The following is a 20816-nucleotide window of genomic DNA, read 5'->3' as shown; positions in this document are numbered from 1 at the left end:
CGGAAAGCATCCATATAAAATAAATTTTAATTAGTTAATAATAATCTTTTTACTGCTTGTTTTTGAACCTTGCGTGATTCGCACAATATATATTCCTTTTTGGATATTGTTTATGTTTATAGACGAACTCGTACTATTTTCTTTCGAATATATTCTCTGTCCTAGAATTGATAATATTTCAACATTTGAGGCTTCAGCGGAATCTTTTAGCTGAATAGTAAAATGTCCATTCGACGGATTCGGATAAATGGAGAAGGAATTGAAATCAAAATCTCCGGTTCCTAAATTAGCCAGGGTATGACTACCTAATCCGTTGCAGGTATCTTTTGGATATACATCCCATTCTGCAGCTTTATCAAAGGTGATATTTGGCGAAGAAATTGTGGGTTTTCTTCTTAAAGTTTCATCGATAGAAAAATTAGCAGTATTTCCTAATGTACCAATTATATCTATTAAGACATCATCTTTAAATAGTCCAAGAGGATCATTTCCGTTAAATTGAAGTTCAGCTGCCCCGCTTGATAAATTAGCGTTGGCAGGTGCATAACAAGTTACTGTTCCCTGATTATAAGCGATAACATAAGACGCAGCATGTGCCAGTGTTCCCGTAAGTGCAAGTCCCGCAGTTGATGTCCACGGACCAGCCCCATTTACTTGTTTTTTTATCGTATATTTTGTTAAATCAACGCTGCTTCCTGTGAAGTTCGAGATCTCTATATATTTATTATTACCTGATCCTTCAATATATTCTGTAAAGAAAATTTCATTACCGGTTCCGCCGCCTGTTGGAGCTTCAATTGTGCTTCCGCTGACAGTATTACTTTCGGTTGACGAATTATTAAAGGTATCTTTTGCAATGACATAAAAAGAATAAGTTGTTAAAGGAGTTAAACCAGTCACCGTAACGTTTGTTCCTGTTGCATTTTGTTTAAAAATGCCATTTGCATAAACCGCATAACCTGCAATTCCCACATTATCTGTCGAAGCAGACCAGCTTAAACTTATTGTATTTGAAGTGCTTCCGGTAACAATTAAATTGGTTGGCGCGCTTGGCGGCGTCGTATCATCAGATTCGGTTGTCCAGATTTGATTTACATATTCCGGATGATCGATAAATGGATTTCTATTATTCTGACGTCCATAAATCGCGTCGTTTCTTTCTATTTCTCTGGCACTTACCGGATCCTGTGTGTGCCACGCCAAAAGCATACTTAAGAAATCAGGTGTAAAAACCTTGCTCGAAGTTCCGTTGAACATAGGATAAGAATAGCCGGCAATTGTATTTTCGTATCGGGTTGCAAAATAAAAATACATTCGCGCAATGTCACCTTTGAATTCGTCGATAGGTTCAAAAACAGTTCCTGAATATCCTGAAACGCCGCTTTCTCCTAATTTACTCCCGTTTTGAGAGGTATAAGTTACACTGATTACAGTTCCGTGCGGATAATTGGAACGGATTCCGTTTACTTTTCCGTCTGTTGGTGTAATAAAATGAGCATCAGCAACCATAGGCGATTTTTCGTCAAATACAGATTGCGGAATAATGTGTTCTCTGTTATAACAATCTCCTTCGTTACTGTAATTACCACATCTTTGTGTTGTTGCAATACTATAAGTATATGGATCTGTCCCGGCAGGATTTTCAGAATACATGTCCAGAACCGAACCATCGTTTTCATAAAAATGATCTAAATCAGATGTTGCATAAGTGACATAAAGACCCGCATAGCCGTTATCAGTATGGCCTTTAATAATGTTGTAAAGTTGTGTTTTTAACGCATAGCCCGTTCCTGTTGCGGTGCTATAATATCCTGAAGGGATTTGGGCAAATCCCAGTGTGGTAAACATCAATAAGAGCAAAAAGTAGTTTTTTTTCATAAGTAACAAATTTGGATTAGAAATTATAATTTAACTTTTAAAGAATTGTATTTTAGAAAGTTAAAATAAAGTTCAATCAAATTTACATTTTTAATGAATACGAAATGTTAAGCGATGTTTAATTTTGGGTATATTTTCTTACTCTGTTTTTGAGTAATAAAAATGGTTGAAAGCCTCGATATTTTGAACACTATAAGAATTTTTCAGATTACCATAATGTGTAAATTTTATTTCGGAAATTCAGCACTTTGATAAGCACCCAAATCGGGAGGAGAAGTTCTTGCAATCCCCAAAATATCCATGGGAATTATATAGGCCTGATTCCCTTTCGCGAAAGCGGCAGAAGTTTTATCAATATTAAATTTGTTCTGACTGACATTGTAAAACTTCGGATTTTCGTTTAGAATAATACCGTTATAATGCTCTGTATCTGTTTTAAATTGATAATCGGGATTTGTTGTGGTTGCAAATTTCAGCAAACAATTGTTTAATTGATACACAAATGGAGCGGTTGCTTTTTTATCTAAATTAAATGCGTTGCTGCCGGAGCCGTAAATAATGCAATTGTTAAAGGTCGCCTTAGTAAGCGGATTCGTTTCCGGTGTTGCGCCGGCCAGACTATTACTCACATTTACTGCAAACTGAGAACCTGACGGCCAGTTATTGTAGAAGTTACAATGAGTAAAACTGTAATTTCCGCCGTATACGCAAGATAAACCCGCTAATCCGGCATAATTTATTACAACGTTTTCTCCCACGATCTGAGCATTTTGAGCCAGAATTCCGTACTCAGCACAATTGTAAATCTGCGAGTTTTTGATTTCGACTACATTTAACGGACTTCTTAAATCTAAACCAATAACGGCATTTTTTAAGGTTAAATGATTGATGGAATGATCCAGACTTCCTTTCTCAAAGATGACCGATTTCCATTGACCGGGAATATCATCATATAAAGATTCAAGACGATCACCTTCAAAAATCACTTCGTTTTCTAATTTTTCGGTCGTTGAAGGTGTTCCGTTTATTTGAAGCGAAGCTTTTTCGCCAACATACAATCCGGAATTAGCATGAAAATGGATTCGGGAACCGGCTTCAAAAGTTACAGTTTTATTTTCGGGAACTCCTGCGTAGCCATAAATGACGTATGGTTTTTCTTTAGTAAAATGGAGTTCATTATCTTCCAGATAAAAGCCGTCTGTATCTTTGCCTTCAATTTTTATTTTTTCCTTTGTCCCGTCGGGATTTTGATTTGGATATAGGAAAACAGCATCCTGAATTAAAGTAACCAATGCCACTTCTTGCAGATTAGCTCCGCTGTCGAATTGAATTTCATCGGTATATAAAAAATCCGCCGGATTGGCGTCTGAAATGTCAGCAGTTGTTTCTATAAAAATATACAGACTGTCTTTTGCTAAAAGTGTAACATTATTAAAAATCTTACCATTAGTCCCCGACATTCCGTCAACGGTCATGCGATATTTGGAGTTCAGGCCTTTTCTAAATTTTACGACCGGAATCGAGATATCATTTTTACTACGATTGTAGACTTTTAATTGATAGGTACTTGAACCGATATTTTTAAAAACGGTATCCAGATAAACTGTGTCTTTGGAGAACTTTAAATCTCCGGAACTTGCAACAGTATCAAAATCAGTTCGGCAGGAACTGCAAATTAGAATTATTCCGAAAATAAAAAGTGTAAAGGTTTGACGCATTTAAATAGATGTTTTTGCCATTCTGATTGTTTTTGTAAAAATAACAAAAAACCTACAGCTTTAAAGTGATTTTTAAATTTTAGTCCCGAAATTTCGGGAGGATTTTAGATTTGTGTCTTATCTTTCTTTAATTTTACGATTTTAAAGTTTATTTTAATGAATCATACAAAACAGGAAATTTTGGCGCGCTGTAATGAGTTTTCTAAAAACACATTGATGGAAACGCTGAAAATAGAATATATTGACGCCGGAGAAGATTTTTTAACCGCAAAAATGCCTGTTAATCCGAGTGTTCATCAACCGATGGGACTATTGCACGGCGGCGCTTCAGTGGCTTTGGCAGAAAGTGTCGGAAGTGCGGCTTCCTTCTTTTTTATCAATCCAAAAGAGCAGGAGGTAAGAGGAATCGAAATTTCTGCCAATCATTTGAAGAGTATCCGTGAGGGATATGTTTTTGGAACAGCCAGAATTATTCATAAAGGACGAAGTCTGCATCTTTGGGAAATTAAAATTACAGACGAAGATGGTAATTTGATTTCGCTGTGCAAATTGACGAATATGGTTTTAGACAGAAAGAAAAGTGAATAAATTATGAGTCCATTTTTCTTAAAAATTAAAAATCATAAAGAACAAAATTTACCCTTTGTACTTTATTCTAAGCCCAATACTTCGAATCTTGTTGGCATTTTACAGCAGAATAATACTTTATTTCACGTTGGAGATTACAGCGAAAAAGGATTTGTTTTTGCTTCTTTTGATGAAAAACAACTGATTTTAATTCCGGAGAGTGAATCGGAGATTATTACTGCTGAAAAACAAGCTACTTCATTTGAACCAATTGAAATTGATGATTTGAATTTTGATACTGAAGCTAAATTTCAATATGAATATTTAGTTGCTCAGGGCATTCAGGCGATTAAAAATGAAGAATTTAAAAAAGTAGTTTTATCGCGAAGTGAAGAAGTTCCGTTATCTGAATTTGATTTTATCGAAACCTTTCAGCATTTGGTTCAACTATATCCTGCAACTTTTTGTTATTGTTTTTTTCATCCAAAAATTGGAATGTGGATGGGAGCAACGCCCGAAAAACTTCTCAAAGCAAATGAAAATGTTTTTGAAACAATGGCTTTGGCGGGAACGCAGAAAGATAATAGGCAAACCGAAATTGTCTGGCAGCAAAAAGAAAAAGACGAGCAGCAATATGTAACCGATTTTATTGTGAAGCGTCTCCGCGAATTTGCCGCTTCGGTTGTGGTTTCTGAACCTTACAGTTTAAAAGCGGGCTCAATCTGGCACATTAAAACTGATATTTCTGGAGTTTTAAAAAATAATTCGACTTTAGAAGAAGTAATAGATACCCTGCATCCAACGCCGGCAGTTTGTGGTTTACCAAAGAAAAAATCGAAAGCATTTATTTTAGAAAATGAAAAGTACGACCGAAGTTTTTACACCGGATTTTTAGGAGAGTTAAACAGCACTTTTGAAGGAAATAATGCGAGTTCTGATTTATTTGTAAATTTACGATGCATGCAGATTGAAGATGAAAAAGCCATTCTGTACATGGGTTGCGGCATTACAAAAGAAAGCATTCCCGAAAAAGAATGGGAGGAAAGCGTGAACAAATCCATGACGATGAAAAGAGTTTTGAAAAAATAGTTAAAAAAATTAGTTTCAAGTTTCAAGTTTCAGGTTTCAGGTTGCCTCCACAGAACTTGAAACTTGAAACCTGAAACTTGAAACAAAAAAAAACAAAAATGAAATTAGATATATTAGCCTTTGGTGCTCATCCTGACGATGTAGAATTAGGTTGTGCCGGCACAATTTTAAAAGAAGTTTCCCTGGGGAAAAAAGTTGGAATCGTTGATTTAACCCGTGGTGAATTAGGAACCCGCGGAACGGCAGAAACCAGAGATCAGGAAGCGAAAGATGCAGCGAGGATCTTAGGAGTTGCTGTGCGCGAAAATTTAGCGATGCGTGATGGCTTTTTTGTCAACGATGAAAGCCATCAGTTAGAGGTTATAAAAATGATACGAAAGTATAAACCGGAAATCGTTTTGTGCAACGCAATCGACGACCGCCACATTGATCACGGAAAAGGAAGCAAATTAGTTTCTGATTCGTGTTTTTTATCAGGCTTAATGAAAATTGAAACTGTTCTTGACGGAGAGAACCAAGAAGCCTGGAGACCAAAACTCGTATATCATTACATACAGTGGAAAAATATTGAACCTGATTTTGTAGTGGACATAACAGGATTTCAAGATAAAAAGATCGAAGCGATTGCCGCTTACAAAACGCAGTTTTACGATCCGGATTCAAAAGAACCTGCGACACCGATTACCAGTAAAAACTTCTTTGAAAGCTTAAATTATCGTGCGCAGGACCTGGGCAGGTTAGTGGGTAAAGATTTTGCTGAAGGTTTTACAGTAGAAAGGTGTTTGGCAGTCAATAGCTTAGAAAATTTGTTGTAAATTTTTCATTTTTTTCTTTGTAGAAGTAAACCTTTGTTATATATTTGCACTCGCTAAGCAAAAATGGTGGTTGTAGCTCAGTTGGTTAGAGTAGCGGTTTGTGGTGCCGCGGGTCGCCGGTTCGAACCCGGTCAGCCACCCAGAAATTTAAAGCCCTGAAGAAATTCAGGGCTTTTTTTGTGCGTTGTTATTTTACCATATAAGTTAAATAAGAGCATTTAAGGCTTTTTGTATTATTCTATAAAAGTGTGAAATAAACTTATATAATTAAAAACAAAAAAAAGCATGACGGTTAAGTCATGCTTTCTAGCGGTTATTATATTTGGTTTAATGTATTATCTAATTTCTTCAAATGTATTACCCTGGTTGATATCTCCGGTTTTAAAACCTTTTTTAAACCAATACATTCTTTGTTCTGATGTTCCGTGTGTAAAAGAATCCGGAACTACATGACCCTGCATTTTACTCTGAATGGCGTCGTCTCCTACTGCATTTGCTGCGCTAAGAGCTTCGTCAATATCTCCGACATCTAAATTATCCTGATTGTAATGTGCCCAGACTCCGGCGTAAAAATCGGCTTGTAATTCTAAAGCAACAGAAAGTTTATTGGCCTGAGCTTCACTTTTTCCCTGCTGATCCTGACGCATTTTATCAGATGTTCCCAATAAAGTCTGAACATGATGTCCAATTTCATGGGCAATTACATAAGCAATGGCAAAATCGCCGCCTTTGGCTCCAAATTTTGTTTTTAATTCCTCAAAGAAAGCCAGATCCATATATACTTTACGATCGCCCGGACAATAAAACGGACCCGAAGCAGAGGATGCACCACCACAGGCAGTTTGTACAGAACCTTTAAAAAGAACTAATTTTGGTTTTTCGTATGTCATTCCGTTATCGGCAAAAATTTTGCTCCAGATATCCTCATTATCTGCGAGAATGACACGGACAAAATTCCCCATTTCTTCATCTTCTTTGCTCAGAGGAGCAGCTGCTTCCGTCTGCTGGTTTTGTCCACCCTGAAGCTGCTCTAACGCAGATCCTACGGTCTGACCGGTTTCACCGCCAAAAACATTTAACAACAAAATAATAATCCCGATAACACCACCTCCAAGTACGGCTTTTCCGCCGGAAATTGATCTCCTGTCTTCAACATTATCGCTTTGTCTTCTTCCTAACCATTTCATATTGAATTCTTTTTATACTGATTGTTTTTAATGATGTACGAATTTATATATTTTTTATGATAAATTTCACAATTACAGCATTTATGTTTTATAAAAAAATATTCAGTTTTACGTTGGGTTTATTTGTGGCTTAAGGAGCATTCTTAGTCTGCTTATGGTGTTCAAATAATAGAAATCAGCCCAGCCATTTTATCAATGCTTCTTCTACAGTTCCTTTCATAATGGGTTTTGAAATATAATCGTCCATTCCTGCGGCAATGCATTTGTTTCTTTCGTCTTTTTCTGCGCCGGCTGTAACTGCAATGATCGGAATATCCTTGCCGTATTTAGTGTTTCTAATGGCTTTTGCGGTTTCATATCCATTCATAATAGGCATTTGGATGTCCATAAAAACAATCGTGGGATTTATTTTTTCAAATTGCTGTATTGCTTCATAACCGTTTTCGCATTCAAATACATAGGCGCTATTGTAAAGGTTTTTAATTATAGTTTTAAGCAGCAGCATATTAACTTTATTATCTTCTACAATTAAAAACCGAATCGTATTTGGGCCTGGTTCTATTTCCTCAGAATGAAGTTCGGTATTTTGATTTTTAAGTTCGGAGTTATATTTTTGATTACCAATTTGATTGCTGGTTTTTAAACTTAAATCGAAGAAAAAAGTACTTCCTTCGTCAATTTTGCTTTCGAGTTGCAAACGGCTTTCCATTAAAGCAAGCAGTTGATTTGAGATCGTTAATCCCAAGCCTGTCCCTCCAAATTTTCTGGTTGTAGAACTGTCTTCCTGAGAAAAAGCCTTAAAGATTTTCTTTTGGTTTTTATCCAGAATACCTATTCCAGTGTCAATTACCGCAAAACGAATCAGATGATGGTTGTTTTTTTTCTTTTCTAAAACAGTGACATTTAATTTAATAGAGCCTTCTGTTGTAAATTTAACCGCATTTGAAAGGAGATTAATCAAAATTTGTTTGATCCTGACAATATCCGTCCATATATATTTTGGAACATCCGGATCGATGTTGAGTTCCAGTTCCAGATTTTTCTGATTGGATTCGTACAGGATTAAGTCGAAAACCTGTCCCAGTACTTTCTGAATGTCGTAGAGATCAATAAATAACTCGAGTTTTCCGGCTTCAATTTTAGAGAAATCCAGAATATCGTTAACAATTTCAAGCAGCGAATGCGCCGATTGGTTTATCGTCGTCATGTATTTTTCCTGAATTTCTTCCAATTCAGTTTTCATCAATAAATGGGTAAAGCCAATAATTCCGTTCAACGGAGTTCTTATTTCGTGCGACATATTCGCCAGAAAATCAGACTTAGATTTATTTGCGGCTTCTGCCAGTTGTTTGGCTTTTATGGCGTCTTCTATTTCTTTTTTGTTGGTAATGTCAAAGTAAATCCCGCCCACAAATTCGATTTCATCATCTCTTTTAATCACGTCGCCAAACTCCTCAACCCAAATATATTCACCCGTTTTTCGCTTAATGCGATATACATTGTGCAAAGGATGGCCTTTTTGGAGATTATCAATCTGGTTGTTAACTACGTCTTCTTTGTCTTCGTGATGAATTAAGGAAAGAAAAGACAAATTATTTTCAATAAACTCAGATTTTGAATATCCTGTCAGATTTAAAACTTCATCATTAAGAAAAATTTTAGTCGAAAAAGCATCAAATTTCGATAAGTAAACCGTTCCCGGAATGTTGTTGGCAATTAATTTGAATTTTTCTTCGCTTTCAACAATTTTCGTTTCATTCCGATTTCTTTCCAGTGCCGAGGAAATATTATTGGCTAATACCTGAAAAATATTAATTTCATCTTCCGACCATTTCTTCTCTCTCATGCAATCATCAAAACCAATAAAGCCGGTAAATAAATCGTTGATATACAGAGGTAAAATGAGAATAGATTTTATTTCGTTGTTAATAAGCAGTGTTTTAAAAAAGCCATCTTCGAGATTTTTAGTCAGCGTATTGAGGATTTTTTTTTGTGATGCAGCTTCGTAAATCTCTTTTAAATTTTCTTCTGTCATATGACGCAAAGGCGTAATCTGATGCGTAACTCCCTCGCGTGACCATTTGTATTTCTGACTCATCGTATTATAAACCGGATCTTTTTCGTAATAATACATGTGATCTACATTGGCTACTTTTCCAATAATATTATACGTTTCCTCAAACATCTGCTGTGTCGTTTTACTCAGCAGGAATTTTTCTGTACAGGAAGAAAGGGCGGATAAGAGCTGACTTTTAAATTCCAGCTTTCTCTCTGCTTCCAGTCGCATTTGTGAAGAAATTGCTAGCGAAATAACATCTGAAATCGTTCTGGCATAATTAATATCCTCATTGTCCCAGTCCCGCTTTTTTTCGGTGCTTTCAAAACAAACAACTCCGGCAAGCTGTCCTGTAAAAAAAATAGGAACATCAAGCATTGACTTGATATTATTTTTAGTAAAATAAAGTTTGTGAAACTCCGAAGTTTCCAATTTGCTAAATACGTCCGGAGCGTTAATAATTGCTTTTTTGTTTAATGTTTCAAAATAAATGGGATACGATTCTTTATCTAAAATGTTTTTGTCTTTTAAACTCTGGTTATCAATACTAAAAATGTTTTGACAGGTAATTAAATCCTTATCATATTTCCAGAAACTAACGCGGTTTGTGCGGCTTATAATGGCGGCTTCTTTAATTATCAGATCAATAACAACATTCAGTTGGTCGTATTTGCTAAAATCGGTGGTCGATAATTTTTTGGTTGAATTATTATAAGCTTCAATTTTTTGAAGACGTTTCTTTTTCTCGTTTTCGATGTTCTTTTTTTCTGTAATGTCTCTGGCAATTCCCGAAAAGCCAATTATTTGACCAGCATCATTTTTTCGAATAATAATTTTTTGCGAAACCCATATTTCTTTACCGTTTTTCTTTAAGATCGGAATTTCTATAATAGGATAATTGTCTTCATTGAGCACAAGATTTTCGTAAAAATCTACGGCGCTTTTTATGTGATTTTCAGGAATTATATTGGAATAGTGCTTCTGCATAATCTCCTCTTCAGAATAGCCGAGTATAGAATAACCAAATTCATTAAGGAAACTAAAATGGCCATCTGCATCAATTTCGAAAATAATATCTGTTGCGGTCTGAATAAGATTTTTGTATTGATCCTGAACGATTACCTGTTCTGTAACATCCTGTCCAATACTGATTATTAAATCATTAGAAAACTTTTTATCTTTCCATTGAATGTATTTATAATCGCCATTTCCCGTTTTTAATTTTCTGATATAAAGTTTATTCTCATAATTTTTAACAGGATTTGATTTTTTAACGAATTCCGGATCCTGAGTTAATTCCCAGAATTTTAATCCCATAACTTCTTCCGGCTGATAGCCCAGAATGGGTATTATGGTTTCGCTGCAGAATACTATTTCACCATTTTGATTGGATGCTATTGTGAGTGAATTTCCTTTATGAACAATTTCGCTTGCAAACCTGAAGTTGTCACGATTATTTAATAAAACGGCATATTTTACCTGATTGATTATGAAAATCAGAATGCAGAAATTAATTAGCAGGATAGATGATTTTATGGGAATGAGCTGAAAGGCTACGGTTGAAATTAGAAAGAAAAAAGTCAGCGCTATAAAAAGCCAATAGACTTTTATGGGTTTAAGAATGCTGTACGAAAAGAAAAAGGAAATTAAAAAAACAATAATCGGAACAACATCATCGGCGTGCGCAACGATATTATATGCCACGTAACCTATGTAGATAAAAAAACAAAATATAAAAATCTGCTGAATCTGATCTCTAAGCCATTTTATTCGATCCGTAACGCCATAAATAATAAGAACTGTAATACCAATTGAAACATTTATCAGCAAGAGACTTTTGGGTCTTATCTTAAAAATTTCGTTGATAATTTCTATTACAATTATGGCAATACCAAAAAATAAAATATAAAGCTGATATTCTCTGCCAATTGCATCCTGTTCTTTTTTCTTTTCTATGAAATAACCAATTTTAGATTTAATTCTGGAAAACTGGTAAATTAATAATGTTAGAAAGGCAAGAAGAGATAAACCTAAAATAATAATTTTGGGATTATTATAGAAAGTAATATCAGGATTATGTACATACCATACTTTCATAATTGATTCTAAGATATTCCCGTTACCGGAAATTCCTAAAATAACCTGATTGAAAAAACTACAGTCTGCGGCCATAGAATTTGAGGTATGTTGGTTAGATAAACAGTCTTTTGAAATTCTTTAAAGAATTGGTTAGGTTCTTTTGCAATAAGAATTTCTAATTTAATCTACATTGTATTTTCCAATTGAGTCGATAGTGTCTTCTTCCTCATTTTGCACTCCAAAAATTCCGAAATAAGTTGCGTAGGTCATAGAACTGTTAAAAACCACTGTAAAGAGTATTCCGATACAACAGGCAAATAAACCGATTACAGAACCGATTAAACCAACAATGAAAAATGCAAATATGTTAAGCGGATTTTTGGATACTACAATAAAACTGGATTTTAAAGCGTCGATGGCATTTAATTTTCCAAAAACAATCAAAGGAATTGACAGATAGGTCCAATATGATATCATGTATGGAATGGCAACAGCAATGATATTGCCTCCCGAAGAATTTAAAGAGACTTCAATTAAGTTGGCAATACCACTTCCTACGATAGTCGTAAGAAATGTCAATACAAAAATTTGTCCAAAATAGGGTGATTTATAATAACTGAAAATGGTAGATACATTAAATTCAATATCCTTATCTGCACAGTCGGCCATTTTTAGAAACCCTGCTCCAAAAGGCGCTCCGATTCCGGCAACTAGAGCGACAATAACAGTTTGTATTAAAAGTTCTACAGAAGTAAAATCTTGATTTTCAAATTCTTCAAAGAAGTTTTTGCTGATGCTTTCCGCACCAAAATAGGCGATCACAATTCCCATAACAGCTATGAAGGCAATAATGGAAAAGACCAAAATAATAAGTCCGGAGTAAAGTGCTATTTTTTTGTAGTTTTCGAATGCGTGATTAAAAACGGTTGCAAAATCAAGGGAATAGCCATTCTTTTTGATGTCCTCAATTTGGTCATGCGTAGATTTCATTTTGCGTAATTTTTTTTAATAGACTTGTAAAATTTGACGGGTATGTTGACGTAAATATAATATTTTAAATCAATTCTCGTGAAAAATCTACAAAACATTACGAAATGATTTAACTGATTTAAAGCCAGTCTAAAATACGTTTTATGGAAGCTAATTTATCTTTATAAGGCGCGTAACGCATAGGTAAATCGAGCCAGTTGCCTTTTTTGACAACAGCTTTGTGATGAGAAAAGGTGTCGAAGCTGCGTTTGCCGTGGTAAGCGCCCATTCCGCTATGGCCTACGCCTCCAAATGGCAGTCTTTTGTTAGAAAAATGAACCACTGTATCATTAATGCAGCCGCCTCCAAAAGAATATTTGGAAATTAATTGTTTAACAAATGAATTATTTTCACTAAAAATATAAAATGCAAGAGGTTTCTCATAACGACTGATGACGTTCTGGATGTCATTTTCATTTTCGTAAACAAGAATGGGAAGTATAGGACCAAAAATTTCTTCCTGCATAATCTGACTGTCCAAATCGGGTTCTTCGATTAAAGTTGGAGCAATGTAAAGTGTGTTTGCATCGTATTCTCCGCCAAATAAAACATTTTCGTTCTGAATCATATTCGTTAAACGATACCAGTTTTTTGTATTGATAATGCGTGCAAAATCTGGAGATTTATCTGTTTTCTTTCCGTAAGCCTTAATTATTTCTTCAATTAGGTAAGAAATAAAATTGACCTTCATGTTTTTCTGAATCAATACATAATCGGGGGCGATGCAAGTTTGTCCGGCATTGATAAATTTTCCCCAGACAATTCGTTTTGCTGCTAGTTTTAGATCAGTGCTGTCATCAATAATACAGGGATTTTTACCGCCTAATTCTAAAGTTACAGGTGTAAGATTTTCGGCTGCAGCTTTTGCAACCAGTTTGCCGACAGCCACACTTCCGGTAAAAAAGATATAATCCCAGCGTTTTGCCAGTAATTGATTGGATACTTCTATACCGCCTTCAATAACTTCTACGTGATTGATGTGAAATGTTTTTTCGATAATTCTTGCTATTACGGCAGAAGTATGCGGTGTAAGTTCTGAGGGTTTTAAGACCACTCTGTTTCCCGCTGCAACAGCTGCTACCAACGGACAAAGTGCGAGTTGGAAAGGATAATTCCACGGCGCAATGATTAAAACATCTCCGTAAGGTTCTTTGTAAATACGGTCTGTAGAAGGGAAATTAAGAAGTGAAGGAAAAACACGATCGGGTTTTGCCCATTTACTGATGTTTTTTATCACATCTTTTAACTCTGAAATAACATAATTGGTTTCTGTTAAAACAGCTTCAAACTCCGGTTTTTTGAAATCATCATATAACGCTTTTACGATTAGATCTTCGCTTTTCTGAATATTATACAATAACTTTTTTAAAGTTTCTTTTCGATATCCGATGTCACTTTTATAATCCATTTTTCGCCCAGCTTGATTTTCTCTATGCAAGTTAATTGATAAAATTTAAAAAATTAACAATTAAATCATAAAAATCAGACTGCGTTCCAAATCGGATCGTCGGGAGTTGGAGCGACAATCGTGACCTCTTCTTTTGAAACAGGATGCACAAAAAACAATTTTCTGGCATGAAGATGGATTCCGCCGTCAGGGTTACTTCTGTCAGCACCGTATTTTAAATCGCCTTTTATAGGAGATCCTATGGCTGACAACTGAGCGCGAATCTGATGATGACGTCCCGTATGTAAATTGATTTCTAAAGCGGTATAGTTTTGTAATTCTTTAATTATCGTATAATCTAAACTGGCCTTTTTGCTGTCGGGAACTTCTTTAAGATGCGCTTTTGACGTGTTGTTCTTTTCGTTTCTTTTTAAATAATGAACCAAATTTCCGGAGGTTTCTTTTGGTTTGTTTTTAACAACTGCCCAATACGTTTTTTGTGTTTCGCGATTACTAAATAACTCGTTCATTCGCGAAAGCGCCTTACTTGTCCGCGCAAAAGCCACAATTCCGGTTGTAGGTCGGTCCAAACGATGAATTACACCCAAAAAAACATCTCCCGGTTTATTGTATTTTTCTTTAATATATTCCTTCACAACATCAGACAAAGGTTTGTCACCGGTTTTATCGCCCTGAACAATGTCGCCAACACGTTTGTTAACTACGATAATGTGGTTGTCTTCGTGAAGGATTTGCAGATTATTTTTGTTTGAGACTATTTTCAAAATGAATTTTTCTGTGGTTGAATCTTAAATTTGAGAAATGTGGCTGAAGCCTTTTTAATTTTAAATTAATAAAACTCCAACTAAAGCTGGAGGCAATTCAAAAATTTTAATATTATGAAAGGAAATCTTTTGGACTTTCCTGCCAAAAGCATAGTAGCTAAAACTTAGTCCCTTAGAACCTCAGTGCCTCAGAACCTAGAAAAATTTAATATTGCTCACCAGAATTAGGAAAATCACTAGACTTTACATCTGCAGCATATTGGCCAATTGCTCTGGTCATTTCTTCATAAAGATTTAAGTAACGGCGTAAAAAACGCGGACTGAATTCATTATTCATTCCCAACATATCGTGAATAACGAGAACCTGACCATCAACACCGCCACCGGCGCCAATTCCGATTACCGGAATAGAAATGCTTTCTGCTACCTTTTTGGCAAGATCTGCCGGGATTTTCTCAAGCACAACGGCAAAACATCCAATTTTTTCCAGCATTTGAGCGTCTTCAATTAGCTTTTCTGCCTCTTCTTCCTCTTTGGCACGAACACTGTATGTTCCAAATTTGTAGATCGATTGAGGAGTTAAACCCAGATGTCCCATAACCGGAATTCCGGCGTGTAATATTTTTTTAATAGATTCTTTAATTTCTTTTCCACCTTCAAGTTTTACGGCATGTCCGCCGCTTTCTTTCATAATTCTGATCGAAGAACGCAAAGCTTCTTTCGGGTCAGACTGGTAGCTTCCAAAAGGCAAATCAACAACAACTAAAGCTCTTTCTACGGCGCGCACAACTGAAGATGCATGATAAATCATCTGGTCTAAAGTAATCGGTAAAGTCGTTTCGTGACCCGCCATAACATTCGAAGCCGAATCTCCAACTAAAATTACATCTACACCGGCGGTGTCAACGATTTTCGCCATTGTATAATCGTACGCGGTAAGCATAGAGATTTTTTCTCCGTTGCTTTTCATTTCAATTAATGACTTTGTTGTGATTCTTTTATAATCTTTTTTAGCTACTGACATTTTATGTTTTTTTGAATATGTAAAAGTATTGAATAATTGTAGATTGGGAATCAGCAATAGTAGAATATTTCGACAGAAAATAATTTCCCGTCTTTAAATTCCAATCTAAATTGGCTGTCTTCCATAATAATGGCGTACTGGTGAGGTGTTTTTAGGGAAGCCTCAACATAGGTTCCATATTTGTCGATGAAGTCTTTTTCAGAAAGTGTATGATCTAAAATAGCATTAGGATTAAGAATGAAAGTGTTGTTTTCATTGATAAAAACTTTGATGATTTCTCCTTTGTCCTGTTTTTCATCTACAGAAACCTGTAAATCGGGATAATAATAAAATAAATCGCTTAAGTAAATGCCGCATTCATCTGAAATGGTTGCTTTTTTGGATGGTTTGCCCATTACTTTCAGCAAATTAGTCTTTGAAATGGTAACCGATTTTGTTTTAAAACCTTTAATAGAATATTGAGATTTCTGGGTAAAAGCACTAATTTGCTCTGGTAATTTATGATTGGATAAAGCTTTCGCTAAAGCCATATTAAGCTCTGTTTCTGCAATTAATTTGGGATCATTTATTTGTTTTACAACTTCGTAATATCTTTTATATGCCGGAACTAAACTAGAATAATCGGTATTCCAGGCCAATTGTACAATTCTTTCGCTTAAAGTTTTACGTTCTGCAAGAGCATTAACATCAAGTTTGTCAAAATCTTTTAAAAGCGCATTAAAATTAGGTCTTTCGCCAAGAAATTTTCTTAAAGTATATTGCGCATATTCTTTATTAAAACTACCATTGATGTTAACCCATTCCTCAGGATTTACAGGAAGATAATTAACGGGAACAGGATCTCCCGTAAAAAGAACTTCTCTGATCTTAGCATTTTTATCGGGTAAAGCTCTGGCTTTTAAACCTGCTGCCAATACAAAAAGATGATTTCCGCCATAATAAGCATCACCGCCTTCTAAAATCGGACTTTGAGAATCTCGTGTTTTTACATCTCTAGAATTAAGTCTGTTGGCTAGATACTTGGACTGAATATATCCTTCATTCAAATTATCGGCTTGTATTTTGTGCCAGCCGTTTTGATCTTCAGATAATAATCGGACTTCGGCGCCATATTTAAAATAACCAAGAAAGTCAGCAGAAGCATTTGGCGATGTATAAAGTCTTGTATCTGAATTTAAAAAATACCGCTCCTGCGAATGAGATACAATAGATAAAAATAAAGCAAATAAGAAGTAAAATTTTTTCATGAATGTTTTATTATTTTGCCCGAATTCATTTTGATACATTATAATTAGTGCAAATCGATGTAATTCGTAATAACTTAAATTTTTAGCAATCGGCCATATTTACAGCAATTGCCAGTCCGCCTTCTGAAGTTTCTTTATATTTTGAATTCATATCTTTTGCTGTTTCCCACATCGTATTAATTACTTTATCCAGAGGTACTTTTGCATTTCTGGAATCGGTTTCTAATGCTAATTCTGCAGCATTAATCGCTTTTATTGCACCCATAGTATTTCTTTCGATACACGGAATCTGAACCAGACCGCCAATAGGATCACAGGTTAATCCCAGGTGATGTTCCATCGCGATTTCTGCGGCCATAAGTACCTGAGCCGGAGTTCCGCCCATCAATTCACAAAGTGCAGCCGCTGCCATTGAGGACGAAACGCCAATTTCTGCCTGGCATCCGCCCATTGCAGCAGAAATAGTTGAACCTTTTTTAAAGATACTGCCAATTTCGCCTGCTACCATCAAAAATTGTTTGATTTCTTTTTCGCCCGCATTGTGGTTTTCAATAACCATATAATACATTAAAACTGCCGGAATTACGCCAGAACTTCCGTTAGTTGGAGCCGTAACAACACGTCCTAAAGAGGCATTTACTTCATTCACGGCAAGTGCAAAACAACTTACCCATTTTAATATTTGTCGAAATTTAACTTCTGTTTTTCTAATTTCTCCCAACCAGCTTTGCGGGTCATTGTAATTGGATAAACCGATTAAATTCTGATGCATATCAAAAGCTCTTCTTCGAACGTGTAATCCGCCCGGAAGAATTCCTTCAGAGTGACAGCCAATGTACATGCATTCTAACATTGTATTCCAAATACGCATTAATTCAGAATGAACTTCTGCTTCCGGACGCATCGAAATTTCATTTTCGTAGACAATCTCAGAAATCGATTTATTTTCAGAAATTGTATAATTCAATAATTCTGCAGCATTTTGTACCGGATACGGAAATGCACATTTAATGACTTCTTTTATTTTGGCATTTGTGCGTTCTTCTTTCACTACGAACCCGCCTCCAATAGAATAAAAAGTAGATTCGTATTCCGAATCATCCGATTTATATGCCGTAAATTTCAGGCCGTTAGCGTGAAAAGGAAGAAAGTCTTTATTGAAAACAATGTCCTGAAGAAAAAAGAACGGAATCACTTTGTGGTTACCCAAATTGATTTCATTAGTAGTTTCGATTTTTTTGATAATTCCTGCAATATCTTCAACAGGAATATATTCCGGATCTTGTCCGCTTAATCCCAGCATAACTGCAAGATCGGTGGCATGACCTTTTCCGGTTAAGGAAAGGGAACCATATAAATCGACTTTTACCCGCGTAATTTCTTCCAGGATTGACTCTTCTTTCAATTCTTCAAGAAAACGTTCTGCAGCGCGCCACGGACCTAAAGTATGTGAACTTGAAGGTCCAACGCCAATTTTAAGCATATCAAAAACAGAGATACATTCTTCCATTGTTCAATTTTTGTTAAGACAAAGATAATTGAATAATGCAACGAAGATTTATAATCGAATGTTAATCTTGCGTATTTGTTAAAAAAAATATTAAATTTTAATAATTTGTCAAGGAAATAAAATTAGATCCTAAATCTTTACCTTTGGTAATATATTAATGTTTTTTAGGTATTTTTGTAATGAATCAGGATGCACATGCACTGGATTTTTAATATTAATACTTCCTGTATTTTGTTTAAATTCTGCGAAAGTCTTTTTACAAAAAGTAATACCACAAGAAGATAAAGTTACCATATGATAGAATTTTTCAAACATCTATTACAAGAATTCGAATTACCGCTCAGCAATCCAGTATTAATTTTTTCTTTAATACTCTTTATAATCCTGCTTTCGCCGATTTTACTTAAAAAGATTAATATTCCGGGAATCATCGGACTTATTATTTCGGGTGTTATAATTGGTCCGCATGGATTAAATATTTTGGCGAAAAACTCGGCAGTCGATTTATTTTCGACCATTGGGCTATTGTACATTATGTTTATAGCGGGTTTAGAATTAGATATGAATGAGTTTAAAGCCAACCGGAATAAGAGTCTTCTGTTTGGATTTTTTACTTTCATATTTCCGCTGTCAATAGGTTTTCCGGTTTGCTACTATTTACTGCAATATGATTTTAATGCCAGTTTCTTAACGGCAAGTATGTTTGCCACGCACACTTTGGTGGCGTACCCGATTGTGAGTAAGCTTGGAATTGCCAAAAATCAGGCTGTTGCGATTACCGTCGGCGGAACTATTCTGACCGATACAGCAGTACTGATTATTCTTGCCGTGATTATGGGCAGCAGTCAGGGAAATCTGAATCAGGCTTTCTGGATTAAATTAACGGTTTCATTGGCCATTTTTTCTGCCATCATGTTTCTGGTTATTCCGCGTATTGCAAAATGGTTTTTTAAGAAACTGGAAAGTGAGAAACACGCCCATTATATTTTTGTCCTTTCCGTCGTTTTCTTTGCCGCGTTTTTGGCAGAAGTAGCGGGAGTAGAGCCAATTATCGGAGCTTTCGTTGCGGGTTTAGCGCTAAATCCGTTAATTCCGCATTCTTCCGCTTTAATGAACAGAATCGAATTTATTGGAAACTCATTGTTTATTCCGTTTTTCCTTATTTCGGTAGGAATGCTGGTAGATGTCAGCGTGATTTTAAGTGGTCCGACCGCTTTAATTGTGGCCGGAACTCTGAGTGTTGTGGCCATTTTTGGAAAGTGGATCGCCGCATTTTTTACACAAATTGTATTTAAATATACCAAAACCGAAAGACAGCTTATTTTCGGACTGAGCAGTGCACATGCTGCGGCAACTTTAGCCGTAATTCTGGTCGGATTTAAAGCGAAGATTTTAGATGAAAATATTCTTAACGGGACTATTATTTTAATTCTGATAACCTGTATTGTAGCTTCATTTGCAACTGAAAAAGCAGCAAAGAAAATTGCAATTTGCGAAGAAGAAATTTCTCCCGAAGACAATGGAAAAGACCAGATTTTGGACGAGCATATTCTGATTCCGCTGGCGAAAACTTCTGCAACAGCAAGTTTGCTCGATTTTGCTTTGCTGATAAAAGATAAAAAATCTTCTAATCCTGTGACTTTATTAACCATTGTTCCCAATAATAGTCAGGCTGAAAAGAACATTTTAAAATATCGAAAAGCGGTTGATAAATTTGTGATTCAGGGTTCTGCATCAGAAGTAAAAATTAATACGATTGCCAGAATCGATCATAATCCTGCGAGTGGAATTGCGAGAACGTCAAAAGAAATTATGTCGGATATCGTGATTGTGGGCTGGCCAAGAAAAACCGGTTTTATAGATAAAATCTTTGGAGAAAACGTAGATTCGATTATTAATAATGTAGACAAGAATTTATATATCTGCAGATTTCAGAAGAATTTTATTGAAGAAAAAAGACTGGTATTTGTTTGTCCGCCATTTTCTGAAAGAGGAATCGGATTTCAGTTATTACTGCAAAAAATCTGTCGTTTGTCTCAGGAATTGAGTATTCCAATCGTGGTTTATGCAGAATACAATACCCATCAGGCGATTCAGCAAATTGCCAATAATTTAAAAATCAATGCTAAATTAGGTTTTAAAAGTGTCATCGACTGGGAAAGCTTCGAATCTATTTCCGATGAAATAAAATCAACCGATTTGGTCGTTTTCAATTTATCACGAAAAGGTTCTGTTTCGTATCAGTCCATTTTTGACCGATTGCCGCAGAAATTTGAAAAATCATTCAACGAGAACAATGTAATTCTGGTTTACCCGCATGACGATCGTAAAGAAAGTGCTATGGATGCGTACGAAGATTTTACTGCTTCGCCTTTAACAAAAGGAATTGAAGCAATTGAGCAAATCGGACGTGGTTTAGGAAGTATTTTGAAAAAAGGATAAATT

14 protein-coding genes and 1 tRNA gene are annotated in these 20816 nt (G+C 35.5%); 5 read left to right on the top strand and 10 right to left on the bottom strand.

What is annotated here, in order from left to right; genetic code table 11:
- Positions 1-30: 30 nt before the first annotated feature.
- Together ABEB31_RS02150 and ABEB31_RS02145 are read right to left on the bottom strand one after the other, a co-directional pair.
- The gene (locus ABEB31_RS02150; RefSeq protein WP_347049698.1) at positions 31-1878 is read right to left on the bottom strand and encodes an endonuclease; all 1848 of its coding nucleotides are present in this window, start codon (positions 1876-1878) and stop codon (positions 31-33) included.
- A 227-nt stretch (positions 1879-2105) separates the two neighbouring features.
- Positions 2106-3596, bottom strand: coding sequence for a right-handed parallel beta-helix repeat-containing protein (locus ABEB31_RS02145; protein WP_347049697.1), 1491 nt, complete (start codon positions 3594-3596; stop codon positions 2106-2108).
- A 156-nt stretch (positions 3597-3752) separates the two neighbouring features.
- Between ABEB31_RS02145 and ABEB31_RS02140 the strand changes: the two genes are divergently transcribed.
- From ABEB31_RS02140 to ABEB31_RS02125, 4 genes are all read left to right on the top strand, one after another.
- Positions 3753-4184: a PaaI family thioesterase gene (locus ABEB31_RS02140; RefSeq protein WP_347049696.1), complete on the top strand. Its 432-nt coding sequence runs from the start codon at positions 3753-3755 to the stop codon at positions 4182-4184.
- Positions 4185-4187: 3 nt separating this feature from the next.
- On the top strand, positions 4188-5252 hold the full coding sequence (locus tag ABEB31_RS02135; RefSeq protein WP_347049695.1) for a chorismate-binding protein: 1065 nt from the start codon (positions 4188-4190) through the stop codon (positions 5250-5252).
- A gap of 98 nt (positions 5253-5350) precedes the next feature.
- On the top strand, positions 5351-6067 hold the full coding sequence (gene bshB1 / locus ABEB31_RS02130) for a bacillithiol biosynthesis deacetylase BshB1 (protein WP_347049694.1): 717 nt from the start codon (positions 5351-5353) through the stop codon (positions 6065-6067).
- Between the two features lie 66 nt (positions 6068-6133).
- Positions 6134-6207 (top strand) — tRNA-His (locus ABEB31_RS02125).
- Between the two features lie 195 nt (positions 6208-6402).
- Here the strand turns inward: ABEB31_RS02125 and ypfJ are convergent.
- The 8 genes from ypfJ to ABEB31_RS02085 all read right to left on the bottom strand — a co-directional run bounded on the left by ypfJ (position 6403) and on the right by ABEB31_RS02085 (position 18371).
- Positions 6403-7254: a KPN_02809 family neutral zinc metallopeptidase gene (gene ypfJ, locus ABEB31_RS02120; protein ID WP_347049693.1), complete on the bottom strand. Its 852-nt coding sequence runs from the start codon at positions 7252-7254 to the stop codon at positions 6403-6405.
- Between the two features lie 175 nt (positions 7255-7429).
- Positions 7430-11482: a PAS domain S-box protein gene (locus ABEB31_RS02115; RefSeq protein ID WP_347049692.1), complete on the bottom strand. Its 4053-nt coding sequence runs from the start codon at positions 11480-11482 to the stop codon at positions 7430-7432.
- A gap of 87 nt (positions 11483-11569) precedes the next feature.
- Complete coding sequence (locus ABEB31_RS02110) at positions 11570-12379, bottom strand: hypothetical protein (protein WP_347049691.1); 810 nt, start codon at positions 12377-12379, stop codon at positions 11570-11572.
- A 118-nt stretch (positions 12380-12497) separates the two neighbouring features.
- Complete coding sequence (locus tag ABEB31_RS02105; protein ID WP_347049690.1) at positions 12498-13826, bottom strand: aldehyde dehydrogenase; 1329 nt, start codon at positions 13824-13826, stop codon at positions 12498-12500.
- A 74-nt stretch (positions 13827-13900) separates the two neighbouring features.
- A complete protein-coding gene (locus ABEB31_RS02100) occupies positions 13901-14590 on the bottom strand; it encodes an RluA family pseudouridine synthase (protein WP_347049689.1) in 690 nt (229 codons plus the stop codon).
- Between the two features lie 205 nt (positions 14591-14795).
- Positions 14796-15614, bottom strand: coding sequence for a 3-methyl-2-oxobutanoate hydroxymethyltransferase (panB, locus tag ABEB31_RS02095; RefSeq protein ID WP_347049688.1), 819 nt, complete (start codon positions 15612-15614; stop codon positions 14796-14798).
- 50 nt (positions 15615-15664) lie between these two features.
- Entirely contained in the window at positions 15665-16861 is a 1197-nt protein-coding gene (locus tag ABEB31_RS02090; protein ID WP_347049687.1) for an SH3 domain-containing protein, read from the bottom strand.
- An 82-nt stretch (positions 16862-16943) separates the two neighbouring features.
- The gene (locus ABEB31_RS02085; protein WP_347049686.1) at positions 16944-18371 is read right to left on the bottom strand and encodes an L-serine ammonia-lyase; all 1428 of its coding nucleotides are present in this window, start codon (positions 18369-18371) and stop codon (positions 16944-16946) included.
- Between the two features lie 294 nt (positions 18372-18665).
- Between ABEB31_RS02085 and ABEB31_RS02080 the strand changes: the two genes are divergently transcribed.
- Positions 18666-20813 carry a cation:proton antiporter gene (locus ABEB31_RS02080; protein WP_347049685.1) on the top strand — a complete coding sequence of 716 codons (2148 nt, stop codon included), beginning with the start codon at positions 18666-18668 and terminating at the stop codon, positions 20811-20813.
- Positions 20814-20816: the final 3 nt, after the last annotated feature.

This window comes from Flavobacterium olei (assembly GCF_039749035.1).
Classification (GTDB): domain Bacteria; phylum Bacteroidota; class Bacteroidia; order Flavobacteriales; family Flavobacteriaceae; genus Flavobacterium; species Flavobacterium olei.
This window is presented reverse-complemented; position numbering and strand designations above follow the sequence as displayed.